Annotated in this window: 16 protein-coding genes; 6 read left to right on the plus strand and 10 right to left on the minus strand. The window is 63.5% G+C overall.

Annotation, left to right across the window (positions count from 1 at the left end):
• Positions 1–10: 10 nt before the first annotated feature.
• The 7 genes from ACZ89F_RS15735 to ACZ89F_RS15765 form a co-directional block, all read right to left on the minus strand.
• The gene (locus ACZ89F_RS15735; protein WP_476092814.1) at positions 11–907 is read right to left on the minus strand and encodes an alpha/beta hydrolase; all 897 of its coding nucleotides are present in this window, start codon (positions 905–907) and stop codon (positions 11–13) included.
• Between the two features lie 32 nt (positions 908–939).
• Complete coding sequence (locus ACZ89F_RS15740; protein WP_476092816.1) at positions 940–2,550, minus strand: NTP transferase domain-containing protein; 1,611 nt, start codon at positions 2,548–2,550, stop codon at positions 940–942.
• Positions 2,547–3,251, minus strand: a complete 705-nt coding sequence (locus ACZ89F_RS15745) for an XdhC family protein (protein ID WP_476092818.1) — start codon at positions 3,249–3,251, stop codon at positions 2,547–2,549. Before ACZ89F_RS15745 ends, ACZ89F_RS15740 begins: the two co-directional genes overlap by 4 nt.
• Positions 3,252–3,257: 6 nt before the next feature.
• Positions 3,258–3,596: an XdhC family protein gene (locus ACZ89F_RS15750; protein ID WP_263786710.1), complete on the minus strand. Its 339-nt coding sequence runs from the start codon at positions 3,594–3,596 to the stop codon at positions 3,258–3,260.
• A gap of 62 nt (positions 3,597–3,658) precedes the next feature.
• Positions 3,659–4,903 carry a vWA domain-containing protein gene (locus ACZ89F_RS15755; RefSeq protein ID WP_476092820.1) on the minus strand — a complete coding sequence of 415 codons (1,245 nt, stop codon included), beginning with the start codon at positions 4,901–4,903 and terminating at the stop codon, positions 3,659–3,661.
• A 3-nt stretch (positions 4,904–4,906) separates the two neighbouring features.
• Complete coding sequence (locus ACZ89F_RS15760; protein WP_013532114.1) at positions 4,907–5,836, minus strand: AAA family ATPase; 930 nt, start codon at positions 5,834–5,836, stop codon at positions 4,907–4,909.
• Positions 5,833–6,360, minus strand: a complete 528-nt coding sequence (locus tag ACZ89F_RS15765) for a flavin reductase (protein ID WP_127266049.1) — start codon at positions 6,358–6,360, stop codon at positions 5,833–5,835. The genes ACZ89F_RS15760 and ACZ89F_RS15765 overlap by 4 nt, the downstream gene beginning before the upstream one ends.
• A 180-nt stretch (positions 6,361–6,540) precedes the next feature.
• Between ACZ89F_RS15765 and ACZ89F_RS15770 the strand changes: the two genes are divergently transcribed.
• Both ACZ89F_RS15770 and ACZ89F_RS15775 read left to right on the plus strand, forming a co-directional pair.
• Positions 6,541–7,614: a branched-chain amino acid ABC transporter substrate-binding protein gene (locus ACZ89F_RS15770; protein ID WP_476092822.1), complete on the plus strand. Its 1,074-nt coding sequence runs from the start codon at positions 6,541–6,543 to the stop codon at positions 7,612–7,614.
• Positions 7,614–8,639 (plus strand): P1 family peptidase, encoded by a 1,026-nt coding sequence (locus ACZ89F_RS15775; protein ID WP_476092824.1) that lies wholly within the window; start codon positions 7,614–7,616, stop codon positions 8,637–8,639. The genes ACZ89F_RS15770 and ACZ89F_RS15775 overlap by 1 nt, the downstream gene beginning before the upstream one ends.
• A 14-nt stretch (positions 8,640–8,653) precedes the next feature.
• Here ACZ89F_RS15775 and ACZ89F_RS15780 read toward each other — a convergent pair whose 3' ends face one another.
• Complete coding sequence (locus ACZ89F_RS15780; protein WP_013532118.1) at positions 8,654–8,908, minus strand: DUF2171 domain-containing protein; 255 nt, start codon at positions 8,906–8,908, stop codon at positions 8,654–8,656.
• A 127-nt stretch (positions 8,909–9,035) separates the two neighbouring features.
• Here ACZ89F_RS15780 and ACZ89F_RS15785 point away from each other — a divergent pair, with 127 nt between their 5' ends.
• The 3 genes from ACZ89F_RS15785 to purB are packed head-to-tail and all read left to right on the plus strand — an operon-like array spanning position 9,036 to position 11,637.
• On the plus strand, positions 9,036–9,749 hold the full coding sequence (locus ACZ89F_RS15785) for a DUF2259 domain-containing protein (protein WP_476092826.1): 714 nt from the start codon (positions 9,036–9,038) through the stop codon (positions 9,747–9,749).
• Complete coding sequence (locus tag ACZ89F_RS15790) at positions 9,746–10,270, plus strand: hypothetical protein (protein ID WP_476092828.1); 525 nt, start codon at positions 9,746–9,748, stop codon at positions 10,268–10,270. Before ACZ89F_RS15785 ends, ACZ89F_RS15790 begins: the two co-directional genes overlap by 4 nt.
• 59 nt (positions 10,271–10,329) lie before the next feature.
• Positions 10,330–11,637 (plus strand): adenylosuccinate lyase, encoded by a 1,308-nt coding sequence (gene purB / locus ACZ89F_RS15795; RefSeq protein WP_127265981.1) that lies wholly within the window; start codon positions 10,330–10,332, stop codon positions 11,635–11,637.
• Positions 11,638–11,695: 58 nt separating this feature from the next.
• Here purB and ACZ89F_RS15800 read toward each other — a convergent pair whose 3' ends face one another.
• Positions 11,696–12,508, minus strand: a complete 813-nt coding sequence (locus tag ACZ89F_RS15800; protein WP_476092830.1) for a VOC family protein — start codon at positions 12,506–12,508, stop codon at positions 11,696–11,698.
• A gap of 242 nt (positions 12,509–12,750) precedes the next feature.
• On the opposite strand from ACZ89F_RS15800, the gene ACZ89F_RS15805 reads away from it, so the two are divergent.
• Positions 12,751–13,305, plus strand: coding sequence for an RBBP9/YdeN family alpha/beta hydrolase (locus ACZ89F_RS15805; protein ID WP_476097293.1), 555 nt, complete (start codon positions 12,751–12,753; stop codon positions 13,303–13,305).
• 5 nt (positions 13,306–13,310) lie between these two features.
• Here the strand turns inward: ACZ89F_RS15805 and ACZ89F_RS15810 are convergent, their stop codons facing one another.
• Entirely contained in the window at positions 13,311–14,084 is a 774-nt protein-coding gene (locus ACZ89F_RS15810) for an HpcH/HpaI aldolase family protein (protein ID WP_476092831.1), read from the minus strand.
• Positions 14,085–14,173: the final 89 nt, after the last annotated feature.

Below are 14,173 nucleotides of genomic sequence, written 5' to 3' on the forward strand. Positions count from 1 at the left end.
GCGGTGTCGGTCAAGGCGCCTTCGACAGCATCCAGTTGAGCGTGCCGCGCCAGTCGGTCATGCGGATCGGGGTGCCGTGGGTGCCGGTCTCGAAGCGGACGAAGCGGGTCGGATACGGGTAGGCTTTCGATTTGGCGATGATCGAGCGGAAGAAGGCTTCCTGCTTTTCCACCGGGAAAACCACGTCATGGCTGCCCTGGCCGAAGAACACCGGGACATGGCGCCTGAAGGCGGGGCTGGCGAGGAAACTCTCGTCCCATAGCGAGCCAAGCAGCAGCAGCCCATTGATGCGCCGGCCGGTGTCGTTGCGAGCGGCAAGCTTCCAGCACAGCGCGCCACCCATCGAGCCGCAGGCGACGAAGATCTTCGCACCGGGCGATTGTTCGGCATAGTGACCGATCAGCGCCGCCACCTGCGCCGCTCCCTTGTCGCCGAAATCGGTAAAGTCCGGGCTGAGATAGAGGCCGCCATTGCCGGCCATCAGGTTCTTGAGCCGGTTGAAATTGCCGCCAAAGGTGAAGTCGTCGACACCTTGCTTGCGGCTGCCGCCCTGCCCGTGCAGGTAAAGCACGATAATGCCGGCGCCCTCGGTCTTGCCGACGGCAACATGCCTGACATCGCCGGCATCGGTCTTCAGCAACAGATCCTGCTGCACCTTGCGAACGTTGGTGTCGGTGTATTGGGCGTTCACCCGGCGTTCCGGCACCTGGTCACGCTGGTTGATGTCGCGCAGTTCGCGATAATCGAGGACCGTGTAGGCGCCGTTGCTGTCGGACGACAGCGTGGCCGGATAGGCGAAGAGATCGTCCTTGAAGGGTTTTAGGGACAGCGTCTGACTTTGTGCGACCGACGACAGAAACGCGGTCGCGACTACAAAGGCACAGAAAAATTGGCGGTGAAAAGACATGTCCAAGGCATGCTTAATTCGGCCTGGGTTTGTCAATCCTGCAGCACGCCGCCGGCGCCTTCTAGTGCCTCGCGCGTGTCGACATCGACAGACGCCGCCGCACCGATCTCGACATCGATGACATCGAGCCCTTCGGTCTCGACCAGATGGCGTGCGCCTGTGTCGCCCTCCAGATGGGCAATCCCCGGAAACAGCGAACGCGGCAAAAGCACCGGGTTGCCGCGCTTGCCGTCATGCGAGGCGCGGACCACAGAATTGCCGCCGGCCTTGCGGAAGGCATCGATCAATCCGTCGAGGTCGTCGGACGTGATGTCAGGCATGTCGCCGAGAACGATCATCACGCCGGCGACGTCCTCCGGCAGATAGGCAATGCCGGCCTTCAGCGAAGTGGACAAGCCCTCGGTAAAATCGGGATTGTCGGCGAAGGTCACGTCGAGGCCCGCCAGCGCGGCGCGCACCCGCTCGCGCTGGTGGCCGGTGACGACAATCGTGCTTGACGCCTTCGAGCCGAGCGCCCGCTCGGCGGTGCGGCGCACCAGCGGCTTGCCGTCGAATAGTGCCAGAAGCTTGTTGGGCCCGCCCATGCGGCTCGACCGGCCGGCCGCCAGCAGCACGATGCCGACCTTGAGCTGGCTTTTGGCCGGCAGCGGTTCGCGCGGCTGCGGCCGCGTCGGGATTTCCATCAACAGCCCGCCGACTCCCATGCCGGCAATATCCCTGGCGGTCACGTCGAGACCGGCGATCAGCCTGTCGAGCACCCAGTCAAAGCCGTTTTCCTTGGGGCTGCGGGCGCAACCGGGCGCGCCGATGACGCACTTGCCATCAAGCATACCCAACACCAGCAGGTTGCCTGGATCGACAGGCATGCCGGCGCGGATGACAGTACCACCCGCTTTCTCGATCGCCGCTGGAACGACATCGGCGAAATCGCTCATCGCCGAGGCGCCGAAGATCACCACCATGTCGTTGTCGCGCGCCAGGGAGACCGCGGCTTCCGCCACCGGCGCGATCTCATGCGGCGTGCGGCGCTCCGCCGTCAGCCTGCCGCCCGTGCGCGCCAGCCGCGCTTCGGTGACGCGCAGCGTCTTGTCGAGCACGGAAGGCTTGATGCCAGGCAGAACCGTCTGGATGACGCCGACGCGGACTGGCTGGTAGGCATTGACGGCAAATATCTCGCCACCGGCGCAGATTTTTGTCGCAGCGTCGACCAGTGCTGAACTGACCGCGAAGGGGATGATCTTCACGGTTGCAACCATCTGGCCTTTCTCGACCGGCGCATGCTGCGCCAAGGTGGCGATGGTGATGGCCGGATCGATGGCATTGATGGCGTCGATGGCAGCGGCATCGACCGTGAAGATGCCGGACGCTCTGGCATGGAGATTGACCCGCCCGGTCGCGGCCGACCTGGCCTCGATGCCGCGAAAGGCCATGCTCTCGGCTATTTCCTGCGCGGCGGCATCCTCGCCGAGGTCGTCGGCGGCCAGCACGGCCGCAACAACCTGCGAAATGCCGGCGGCCCGCAGCAGCGCCACATCGTCGGCGCTCAGCCTGTGCGCCTTGCGAAAGCGGCGTTCACCGGCGGTGGTGGCGTGCGCCAGCACCGCGCCTTCCGCCGTCTCGATCGGGATCGGGCCGAATTTCACGCTGCCGCGCCTTTGGCATCAAGACCGCGCGAGCGGAAGGCGTGGATCGCTTGCGCCAGCACCGCAACGGCGATCTCGGCCGGGCTGGCAGCACCAATATCGAGCCCGATCGGCGCATGGATACGGGCGATCTGGTCAGCGCTCGCTCCCAACGCCAGCAGGCGTTCGACTCGCTTGGCATGCGTCTTCCTGCTGCCGAGCGCCCCGACATAGAAACAGTTGGCGTCGAGCGCGGCCTTCAGGGCGAAATCATCCACCTTCGGGTCATGGGTGACGGCGGCAAGCGCCGTATAGCTGTCGAGCGGCTGACGCTTCAGCACATCCTCCGGCCATTCGGCATGAAGCGCCACGTCAGGGAAGCGGTCCGGCGTGGCGAAAGCGGTACGAGGGTCGATGATCTCTACGGGGTAGCCGGCGATTTTCGCCATCGGCGCCAGCGCCTGGCTGATATGGACAGCGCCAATCACCACCAGACGCGGCTGCGGCAGATGCGCGTTGAGAAAGAAGGTTCGACCCTCTGCTTCGACCGATCCGGAATTGCCGGTGCGGAATGCTTTCGCGATGGCAGCGCCGAGATCGCCGGCGACCTGGTCGCCCTCGCGCACGATGCGGTCGCGACCATCACCAAGGTCGGTGACAAGGATCGCCGCGCGGCGGGCACGTCGTTCAGCGTTCAGTGTTTTCAGTGCATAGGGATCCATTGGAGATCAGCCGAGCCTTTCGACATACACCTTGATGCGCCCGCCACAGGACAGGCCGACCTGCCAGGCGGTTTCATCGGCAACGCCGAATTCCAGCATCTTGGCCTTGCCGCTGTCGATGACGTCGATGGCTTCCGTCACCACAGCGCCTTCGACGCAGCCGCCCGAGACGGAGCCGTGGAAATTGCCATCAGCGTCGATGACCAGGTGGCTGCCTACGGGTCGGGGCGCCGATCCCCAGGTCTCGACCACTGTCGCGATGGCCACGTCCTTGCCGTCCTTCATCCAGCCCTCCGCGATGATCAGGGGGTCGCGAGCTTCATCCAGATAAATGCTGTTTTCCATGACCGTTTCTCTAGGAGTCTGTTTTTCTCGGGGGTCTGCTTTTTCGAATGGGAAAGATATGGTTATGCGGCGTGCCTCGCGCCAGCGTCCAGCCATCGGCGCGGATCGACGGATTGTGCCGACTTCTTGTCCAGCGACGCGCAGAGATCGGCGAGCGCATCGAGATTGTGCACCGAGCGGAACTCGTCGACATGCGGCAGCATCGCCATCACACCACGGGCGCGTGCCTGGAAGCCGTCGAAACGCAGCAACGGGTTCAGCCAGATCAACCGCCGGCAGGATTTGTGCAGGCGCTCCATTTCCTCCGACAGGCCGGAGACATCGTCACGCTCCAACCCGTCGGTGATCAAAAGCACGACCGCGCCCTGCCCCAGCACGCGTCGCGACCATATCAGGTTGAACTCGGCCAACGTATCGCCGATGCGGGTGCCGCCCGACCAATCCTTGACCGCCGCCGAACAGTCGGCAAGGGCGGCATCGGGATCGCGATGGCGCATCTGCCGGGTCAGGTTGGTGAGCCGGGTGCCAAAGACGAAAGTGTGTACGCGCCGGCGCTTTTCCGTCAGCGCATGCAGGAAGTGCAGGAAAATGCGCGTGTACTGGCTCATCGAGCCGGAAATGTCGGCCAGCACCACCAGTGGCGGATGAACTTCGCGTGGAGAGCGGAATTTCGGCAGGATCAATTCGCCGCCGGTGCGCGCGGCCGAACGCATCATGGCGCGCGGATCGATGCGGCGGCCATGCGCGTCGGCCTTGAAGCGCCGCGTCCGCACCATGTCGAAAGGCAGCCGCAGCTGGGCGATCGCCTTCTTGGCGTCTGCCATTTCGGCGGCGTTCATCTGGGCAAAATCCTTAGCCCGCAGCACCTCGTTGCCGGAGAAGGTGAAGCGGGCGTCGACCTCGATCTCGGGGATTTCTTGGCGCGGCTGATTCTTCTGGTGGCCCTCGAACATCGCCTGACTGACGCGGTTCTCGGCAGCACGGGGCTTCTGCTTCTCCCTAGTGTCGGGCGCCACCGGCGAAAACATCGCCAGCATCTTCTCGATCAGCTCGCGCGATTTCCAGAACAGCCGGAAGGCTTCGTCGAAAATGGCGTGATCCTCATGCCTGGACACCAGCACGGCGTGCAGCGTCCAGTAGAAATCATCGCGCGAACCGATGCCGGCGACCAGTACCGCCTCGATGGCATCCTTGACCGAAGCCGGCCCGACCCGCATGCCCGCCTTGCGCAAGGTGCGGGCAAAATAAACGATGTTGTCGGCGATCCGCCCGTCCGCCGTCGCTTCTTTCGGTTCGGGGCGCGGCATCGCCTACTCCGCCGCCGAAAGCTCGGCCTTCACCTCGTTGAGGATGCGCCGACCTTCGCCCTGTTCGATGCGGGCAATGTCGTCCTGGTATTTCAACAGCACGCCGATCGTGTCGGATACGGTTTCCGGATCGAGCGCCACCTTGTCGAGTTCGGTCAGCGCGCCGGCCCAGTCGATGGTTTCGGCGACGCCAGGCACCTTGAACAATTCGATCTGGCGCAGCTTCTGGATGAAGGAGACGACCTCGGCCGAAAGCCGCTGGTTGGCCTGCGGCACCTTGCGGCGCACGATTTCCAGCTCGCGTTCGGCGTTGGGATAGTCGACCCAGTGATAGAGACAACGCCGCTTCAGCGCGTCGTGGATCTCGCGGGTGCGGTTGGTGGTGATGATGACGATCGGCGGTTCTTCCGCCTTGATGGTGCCGAGTTCGGGCACAGTCACCTGGAAGTCGGACAGGATTTCGAGCAGGAAAGCCTCGAAGGCTTCGTCGGTGCGGTCGAGCTCGTCGATCAGGAAGACCGGGGCAGCGCCGGCCTTGCCGGTCAGCGCATCGAGCACCGGGCGGCGGATCAGGTATTTTTCGGAGAAAACGTTGCGCTCCATGGCGGAGCGCTCGACCTTGCCGGCCGCCTCCTCCATGCGGATCTCGATCATCTGCGCGGCGTAGTTCCACTCATAGACGGCGGACGAGACGTCGAGGCCTTCATAGCATTGCAAGCGGATCAGCCGGCGGCCGAGCGCCTGCGCCAGCACCTTGGCGATCTCGGTCTTGCCGACGCCGGCCTCGCCCTCGAGGAACAGCGGTCGCTTCATGCGCAACGACAGGAACAGCACGGTCGCCAGCGACCGGTCCGCCACATAGTCCGCGCCGGTCAGGAGATCGAGCGTCTCGTCGATCGTCCGCGGCGCGGCGCGCGGTTTCAGCTCGGTCATTCTTTCTCCGTGAACGCCGCCGCTCCGCTTTCCAGAACGTGGTAGCCGCGGGCGTGGTAGATCAGCGGCCGCAAATTATCGCCCATACGCAAGCCTGTCACCTTGCCAAAAAGCACACGATGGGTGGCCAGGTCCTTGGTGTCGATCAACTCGCAGTCGAACACGGCGAGCGCACCCTTCAGGGTTGGCGCGCCGGTGGAGATCACGTCCCATTCGCCGAGCGCGAAACGCTCCTCGACCGGCAGGCCGGTGATGCCGGAAAAGCCGACCGACAGCGGCTCCTGGTGCGAAGCGAGCGTATTCAAGGCAAATTTGCCGTTTTTCACGAACGGCTCGTTCTTCAGATTTTCACGATTGAGGCAGACCAGAATGGTCGGCGGGGTGTCCGATACCGAACAGGCGGCGATCACCGTGGCGCCGCGCTTGCCAGCCGGCCCGTCGGTGGTGACCACATGGACGTGGCCGGCAAAGTGGCTCATCGCGTCGCGATAGGCCTGCGGCCCAATGTCGTTCTTCTTCAGCACCGGAAATTTTCCATGGTCAGAATCCTACCGACATATATGGCCAGACATAGCCCGCCACAAGCGAAGTGCCTGAGCCATATCCCGAAATTCGCGTGTTGCACCAAGGCCGGGCAGCCTTTAGGTCTTGGCGGCAAATAGTGCCAGGAGCATAAGACCGGCACGGAGGACCCCATCGCTCGAATGCGACCCAGGACAAGAACAATTGCGGCGCTGTTCTGGCTGTTTCTGGCCAGTGGTGCGAATGCCCAGACGCTGGTGGTCGGCGTCGCCGCGCCCCTGTCGGGACCATCGGCTATCCTCGGCAAGCAGATCGAAGCCGGCACCAGTCTGGCGGCCGAAGCGAACGGCATCGAACTGAAGACCCTGGATGATTCCTGTACCGCCGGCGGCGGCGCCGCGGCGGCCAGGGAATTCGTCACAGCCAAGGTCAATATCGTGGTCGGCTTTCTCTGCACCGAGGCGATCGAGGCGGCGATGCCGATCCTCAAGGACGCCAACATTCCGGTCATCACCGTTGGCGTGCGAACCGAAAGCCTGACCGACCGCCGCGCCAAGACTGGCTGGCCGGTCTATCGCCTCGGGCCACGCGGCGACGATGAGCGCAACACCGTCGCCTCCGCCCTCACCCATCTGTGGCAGAATGAGCTGTTCGCCATTATCGACGACGGCACCATCTATGGCCGCGAGATCGCCGAGACGTTCCGCGCAGCGGCCGAACAGGCGGCGCTGAAACCGGTGTTCGTCGACACGTTCCGGCCACAGCTCGATAATCAGATCGGCATGATCGGCCGGCTGAAGAAGGCCGGCGCCACGCGTGTTTTTGCCGGCGGCGACGGCGACGACATCGCCATCATGGGCCGCGATGCCGCACAGCTCCAGGCGGGCATCATCTTTGCCGGCGGCGAGAATCTGCGCACACCGCCCGGCGACGTGCCCTATGCCGTGGGCACACTGATGATCGCACCGCCGGAATGGGCTGATGTCGCCGATCCAAAAGTGCTGGCTACCTTTGCCACGCAGAAGATCGTGCCTGACGGTTATACACTGCCCGCCTTTGCGGCGGTCGAAGTCGCCAAAGCGGCGTCAGGCTTGTCCGAAAGCGCGGGCAAGCCGCTGACTGAAGCCCTGACCGGACAGGATTTCACCACTGCGATCGGGCCGATCCGCTTCGACGCAAAAGGCGATCTCAGCCAGAGCCCCTACCGCGTCTTCCGCTTCGACGGCACGCGTTTTGCACCTTTGGAAAGCAACTGATGTTTCGCACCGGCCCACGCAACCTGATCACCGACGTTGCCGGCCTGCGCGTTGGCAACGCGTCCGACGCCAGGCTGAAATCCGGCATCACGACGATCCTTTGCGATGCGCCGACGGTGGCCGGCGTTCAGATCCTGGGCGGTGCGCCGGGTACCCGCGAAACCGATCTACTCGAGCCGCACAATTCGGTCGAGGTGGTGCACGCCATTGTGCTTTCTGGCGGCTCGGCTTTCGGCCTCGACGCGGCATCCGGCGTGCAGGCGGCGCTGCGTGAGCGCGGCATCGGCCTGGAGGTCGGTGGCTTTCGCGTGCCGATCGTGCCGTCGGCGATCCTGTTCGACCTGCGCAATGGCGGTGACAAGGATTGGGGTCGTTATCCGCCTTACCGCGAGCTTGGCTATGAAGCAGCGCAAACCGCCACCGCCGATTTCCAGCTCGGCACGGTCGGTGCCGGCACCGGCGCGCTAACCTCGGGGCTGAAGGGCGGCCTCGGCTCTGCCTCGACGCTGCTGGACAGTGGCGTTACCGTCGGCGCGCTGGCCGCCGTCAATCCGACCGGCTCGGTGACAACAGGCCGAACCCGTCATTTCTGGGCGGCACCGTTCGAAATCGGCGACGAATTCGGTGGGCTTGGCTATCCCTCACCGATGCCGGACGACGCGAAGCAAATCCTTTTGAAATATCGCGACAAACACGTTGGCAGACAGATGGAGACCGGCGGCAACACGACCATCGCCGTCATTGCCACCGATGCGGTTCTCACCAAGGCCGCGGCAAAACGGCTGGCGATATCGGCGCATGACGGGTTCGTGCGGGCCATCTGGCCGACGCACACGCCGGCAGACGGCGACCTTGTGTTCGCGCTGGCGACGGGCACAAGCGGCATCGAACTTTCCGCCGATGCCGCAATCGACCTCTACGCCACAGCCGGCGCCACGATGGCGCGGGCCATCAGCCGCGGCGTCTATACGGCAACGCCTGCCGAAAACGATCTGTTTCCGGTCTGGTCATCACGCTTGGGATGATGCGAAGGGGGTGATCAGACCGGATCGGACTTTTCTTCCTCGAACGTCACCGCGACATCGGAATTCGCCGACAGCCAGACCTTCTTGCCGTCGACCTCGGCAATCAGGCTGAGGGGAATGTAATGGTGATGGCCCTTGTGAGCGCCCTCGCCGCTATCGGCCTTGGTCAGCTTGATGCGCTGGCCGTCGACCTTGTCGACAGTGCCGACATGCACGCCATCGGCGCCGACGACTTCCATATGCTCGCGAATTTTGCTGGTGTCGGTCATGGTGGTTCTCCATTGGGACTGCCGACATTAACAAATGACGGGCCGATTGGATGCATCGGCTTTCGCACTGCACGACGTTTTGATTCTTCCGTGCTAGTGGATTGAGACGATCACGGGGTGAAGACCAATGCGAATGCTCTTTCTATTTGCCGTTGGCCTGCTTGCACAGTTTGCGACCTCGATCGCCGCACGGGCCGGCGATGTCGCCGAGCTTGAAATCCTCGGCTTCACCAAGGACGGCGGCGTCTTCGCTTTCGAAGAATATGGTGTGCAGGATGGATCGGGCTTTCCTTATGCCAACCGCTACTACATCGACACCAGCACCGACAGCTTCCTCAAGGGCACGCCGATCCGGGTCCGGCTCGAGGACGAGAATGCCAAGCTGGACGCGGCGCGCCTTCAGGCCCGGCAAAAAGGCGAAGCCATTGTCAGTCAAGCCGAGTTGAGCGCCAACCGCGGCATCACCGCCGGTTTCAACCCGGTGACCGAACTTTCGGCCGATCCGCACCGGATGGCGGTCAACCCGCGCCCGATCTTTTCGCCGGTCGACCCACCGCTCGAGTTCCGCCTTGACGAACTGGGCATGAACAACACCGAGGGCTGCGAGAGCCAGGGCGAGATCAACGGCTTCCGGCTGCTGCGCATCGAGGCGCAGGATGGCGGCACCACCAAGCTGCTGCACGAGGACAAGGCGATACCGAAAAGCCGGGGTTGCCCGAACGGCTATCGCATCGGCGCTGTGCAGACCTTTTCCATGGACAGCCTCAGCGCCTATGCGGTGCGCCAATACGGCTTCGAGGGGCCTGACTTTCGCTGGATCGCGGTGACCGGCCGGCTGTGACACCGCTTGTTCAACCCGCCACGCGCGATCGTGCGCTGAACCGCTTTCGCCGCGCCATACCGACGCCGCGCACGGCGCTTGTCGGCGCCTTGTTGTGGGCGGTGACGATGGGCGCCAGTGCGCTCGTCACGCTGTTTTTGGACGACTGGGAGACGCCGGCGAAAATCCGCATTGTCACCGTGCTGTTCGCAGTGGGAGCTGCGCTGGCCTTTCCGATTGGCCTGTTTGCGGCGCGGCTGGTCTCGCAGGGGAGGCGCTGGGAAGTCGCTTTCGCGGCGGCTTTCGTGTGCCTCGCCGCCGCAACGGTCGGCCTGACCGGCGGGCTGTTTGCGCTGCAGTACCGCTCCTACTATGCCGAGTGGCACGCACCTGCTTTCACCCACACCTGGGCTCTCCAATTCATCTTCACGACGTTGATCGCGCTCTATCAATTCGTGGTGCTGGGCATCCGGCTTTATTTTCCGCTGGGTTTCGTCGCCCTGTTTGCCGCGGGCGTCTGGTTTGCGCGCCAGCAGCGTTGAGCATTTTGTCCGCCTCTGTTAGGACGCGGGCAAACTTCTCGATACGTCAGGACTGACCGATGATCCCTCGCTATTCCCGGCCGGAAATGGTCGCCATCTGGTCGCCCGAAACCCGGTTCCGCATCTGGTTCGAGATCGAAGCCTATGCGTGCGACGCGCTGGCCGAACTCGGGGTGATCCCCAGGGAAGCGGCAAAGACCATCTGGGAAAAGGGCAGTGCTGCAAAATTCGATGTCGAGGCGATCGACGAGATCGAGCGCGTCACCAAGCATGACGTCATCGCCTTCCTGACCCATCTTGCCGAATTCGTTGGACCGGACGCCCGCTTCATCCACCAGGGCATGACCTCGTCGGACGTTCTCGACACCTGCTTTGCGGTACAGCTTACCCGCGCCAGCGACATCCTGCTCGCCGACATCGACGGTCTGCTTGCAGCACTCAAGCGCCGCGCCTTCGAGCACAAGGACACGGTCACCATCGGCCGCAGCCACGGCATCCATGCCGAGCCGACCACCTTCGGCGTCAAGCTGGCGCAGGCCTATGCCGAGTTCTCGCGGTGCCGCGAGCGGCTGGTGCATGCGCGGGAGGACATCGCCACCTGCGCCATTTCGGGCGCGGTCGGCACCTTCGCCAACATCGACCCCTATGTCGAGGAACATGTGGCGGCAAAGCTCGGCCTGAAGCCCGAGCCGGTGTCGACGCAAGTGATCCCGCGCGACCGCCACGCCATGTTCTTTGCCACGCTCGGCGTCATCGCCTCGTCGGTCGAACGGCTCTCGATCGAGATCAGGCATTTGCAGCGCACCGAAGTGCTGGAAGCGGAAGAGTATTTTTCGCCGGGCCAGAAAGGCTCGTCGGCCATGCCGCACAAGCGCAACCCGGTGCTGACCGAAAACCTCACCGGGCTTGCCCGCATGGTGCGCTCCATGGCGCTGCCAGCGATGGAGAATGTGGCGCTCTGGCACGAGCGCGACATCTCGCACTCCTCGGTCGAGCGCATGATCGGGCCGGACGCCACGGTGACGCTCGATTTCGCGCTGTCACGGCTGACCGGCGTCATCGACAAGCTGCTCGTCTATCCCGAGAACATGCTGAAGAATATGAACAAGTTCCGCGGTCTCGTGCATTCGCAGCGCGTCATGCTGGCGCTGACTCAGGCCGGCCTGTCGCGCGAAGACTCCTACCGGCTGGTGCAGCGCAACGCCATGAGAGTGTGGGAGCAAGGCGCTGATTTCCTTGAGGAATTATTGGCCGACAAGGAAGTGACCGCAGCGCTGCCGGAAGCCGAGATCCGCGAGAAATTCGACTTGGGCTATCACACCAAGCATGTCGACACGATCTTCAAGCGGGTGTTCGGCGAAGCCTGAGGAGCTTCCTTCTCCCCGTCACTATACGGGGAGAAAGACGCTCTGTCCGAACCGGCAATCAAGCCTTGCCGGGAACAGTCCTGATCACCGTGCCCCAGGGATCTTCACGGGTTACCGGGCTGGTCACATTGTCTGAACGCATTTCGACCCAGGCCAGACCAGACCGGGTGGAATCGCGGCGGCCGGCGCCCGAACTCTGCCAGGCGTTGGCGCCGATGTGGTGGTGATAGCCGCCCGACGACAGGAACACCGCCTGGCCGCCATATTTGGCCACCGTGTCGAAGCCAAATTCCTGGTTCCACCAGGCTTCGGCGTCTTCCGGCCTGCCGACGCGCAGGTGGACATGGCCGACAATGCTGTTTTCCGGCGCGCCCTGCCAGCCTGCATCACCCGCAGGCACTTCGGCAACGACGGAGGGGATGTTCAGCCGCTCGGTCGCCATGGCGATCTTGTCGCCATTCCATTTCCATTCCTTTGGAAGGCGGTCGGCGTAGATCTCGATGCCGTTGCCCTCCGGGTCGGTCAGGTACAGCGCTTCGCTGACCAGATGGTCGGAAGCGCCCTCGATAGCGATCTTGTCTGATATGGCGTGGTTGATCCAGCGGCCGAGATCGGCGCGGCTGGGCAGCAGGAAGGCCGTATGGAACAGGCCGGCGCTACGCGGATCATCCGGCTTGGCCGAAGGATCGGCCTCGATGACCAGCAGCGGACGGTTGGCGGCGCCCAGCATAATCGCACCATCGGCGCGGCTCAATTCCTGCAAACCGACGACTTTGCGATAATATGCGGCAAGACTTTCGGCGTCGCGCGCCTTCAACCCGACGCGGGCAACGCTGACCGGGGTGGTGGCGGCAAAAGGCAGTTCACTCATCAGATGCTCCGTTCGACCGGCCTGCGGTGAAAAGGCAACAAGCCCCGCGCCGCCGATCATCATACGTCGTGTCAGTTCCAATATCCGGGTTCCCGCACACGGCTGTTTCTGTTCCAACCACAAATCGTCCATCGGCATCGTTCACACAAGACGCGAAGAAGCGAACATCGTGTTCACTATTGTGATCAAGAGTGCCGTTGATGACCGTTGCACGAAGCGACGCCGCTCGCTATCTCAGCGCCATGAAGGTCAAGGAAGCAGATATCCTCATCGTGCCGGGCTACACCAATTCCGGCCCCGATCATTGGCAAAGCCGCTGGCAGTCGAAGCTGTCGACGGCGCGCCGCGTCGAGCAAACGGAATGGTCGAAGCCGGTGCGCGAGGACTGGACGGCGAGCGTGGCCAAGGCCGTCAACGAGGCTGACAGGCCGGTCGTCCTGGTCGCGCACTCGCTCGGTGTCGCCACGGCGGTGCAAGCCATTCCGCAGTTCAGGAAACTGGTTGCCGGGGCCTTCTTCGTGGCGCCGCCCGATGTCGCCAATCCAAAGATCAAGCCGAGGCATCTGATGACCTTCGGCCCCTACCCGCGCGAGCCGCTGCCCTTTCCGTCCATCGTGATCGCCAGCCGCAACGACCCGTTCTGCGCCTTCGATGTGGCCGAGGACATTGCCGGGGCGTGGGGTTCGCTGTTCATCGATGCCGGCGAGACCGGTCATCTCAACGCGGATTCGGGCTTTGGTCCGTGGCCCGAAGGGTCGATGACCTTCGCCAAATTCCTCACGGATCTGAAGGCCTGAACTCTTCAGGAGCCGATCGAATCCCGGACGCTCTTGATCAGGGTTTTTGCGCCGAGCCCGATCAGCGCGTGTTCCGAGCCCATGGCCAGCAGGCGGTAGCCCATCGACACGACACGGCCGGCAATTGCCGGCTCGACGACATAGATCGCCGCATGTTTGCCGGCCTTGCGAGTGCGCTCGGCGACCGACGCAACGGTCTCCATCATGCTTTCCAGCGTCGAATTGATCGTGGCGCCATTGCTCCAGGCGATCGAGAAATCCGACGGGCCGAGGAAGATGCCGTCGATGCCCGGCGTGTCGAGGATGCCATCGAGCGCGTCAAGGGCCGCACGAGTCTCGACCATGGCGAAAGCCATGGTGCGCTGGTTGGTGTCGCGCAGCCATTCAGCCTGGTCGCCCTTGCCGTGACGCGGAAAAGCATAGGTCGGACCCCAGGAACGCTCGCCGAGCGGCGGGTATTTCATGGCAGCGGCGAACAGTTTTGCGTCGGCGACCGAATTCACCATCGGTGCAATGACTGCCTCGGCACCAAAATCGAGCGCGCGGCTTGCCATGTCGAAACGGCCGACAGGAATGCGAACCAGCGCCGGCTTGCCGGCAGCGAGCACCGGCACCAGGCCACGCAGCACGCTGTCCTCGTGATGACCGCCATGCTGCATGTCGAGCGTGACGGCATCGAAACCCTGCTTGGCGACGATTTCGACGGTCAAGGCATCCGGCACACCGGACCATGCGGTGAACAGCGTTTCATCGGCCGCCAGGCGAGACTTCAGGGACATAGACTCTTTCCTTGTTAACGATCGCAGTTCAGCCGGAAACCGCGGCAAAGGCAAAGAAAAACCGCCCGGATAGGCCGGGCGGTCGATTG

It is taken from the genome of Mesorhizobium sp. USDA 3734, from assembly GCF_056279665.1.

Excerpts from the sequence above, each read along its gene's own strand:
- ACZ89F_RS15735 (WP_476092814.1), bottom strand. The coding sequence starts at position 907 with ATGTCTTTTCACCGCCAATTTTTCTGTGCCTTTGTAGTCGCGACCGCG.
- ACZ89F_RS15745 (WP_476092818.1), bottom strand. The coding sequence starts at position 3,251 with ATGGATCCCTATGCACTGAAAACACTGAACGCTGAACGACGTGCCCGC.
- ACZ89F_RS15750 (WP_263786710.1), bottom strand. The coding sequence starts at position 3,596 with ATGGAAAACAGCATTTATCTGGATGAAGCTCGCGACCCCCTGATCATC.
- ACZ89F_RS15755 (WP_476092820.1), bottom strand. The coding sequence starts at position 4,903 with ATGCCGCGCCCCGAACCGAAAGAAGCGACGGCGGACGGGCGGATCGCC.
- ACZ89F_RS15760 (WP_013532114.1), bottom strand. The coding sequence starts at position 5,836 with ATGACCGAGCTGAAACCGCGCGCCGCGCCGCGGACGATCGACGAGACG.
- ACZ89F_RS15770 (WP_476092822.1), top strand. The coding sequence starts at position 6,541 with ATGCGACCCAGGACAAGAACAATTGCGGCGCTGTTCTGGCTGTTTCTG.
- ACZ89F_RS15775 (WP_476092824.1), top strand. The coding sequence starts at position 7,614 with ATGTTTCGCACCGGCCCACGCAACCTGATCACCGACGTTGCCGGCCTG.
- ACZ89F_RS15780 (WP_013532118.1), bottom strand. The coding sequence starts at position 8,908 with ATGACCGACACCAGCAAAATTCGCGAGCATATGGAAGTCGTCGGCGCC.
- ACZ89F_RS15785 (WP_476092826.1), top strand. The coding sequence starts at position 9,036 with ATGCGAATGCTCTTTCTATTTGCCGTTGGCCTGCTTGCACAGTTTGCG.
- purB (WP_127265981.1), top strand. The coding sequence starts at position 10,330 with ATGATCCCTCGCTATTCCCGGCCGGAAATGGTCGCCATCTGGTCGCCC.
- ACZ89F_RS15800 (WP_476092830.1), bottom strand. The coding sequence starts at position 12,508 with ATGAGTGAACTGCCTTTTGCCGCCACCACCCCGGTCAGCGTTGCCCGC.
- ACZ89F_RS15805 (WP_476097293.1), top strand. The coding sequence starts at position 12,751 with ATGAAGGTCAAGGAAGCAGATATCCTCATCGTGCCGGGCTACACCAAT.
- ACZ89F_RS15810 (WP_476092831.1), bottom strand. The coding sequence starts at position 14,084 with ATGTCCCTGAAGTCTCGCCTGGCGGCCGATGAAACGCTGTTCACCGCA.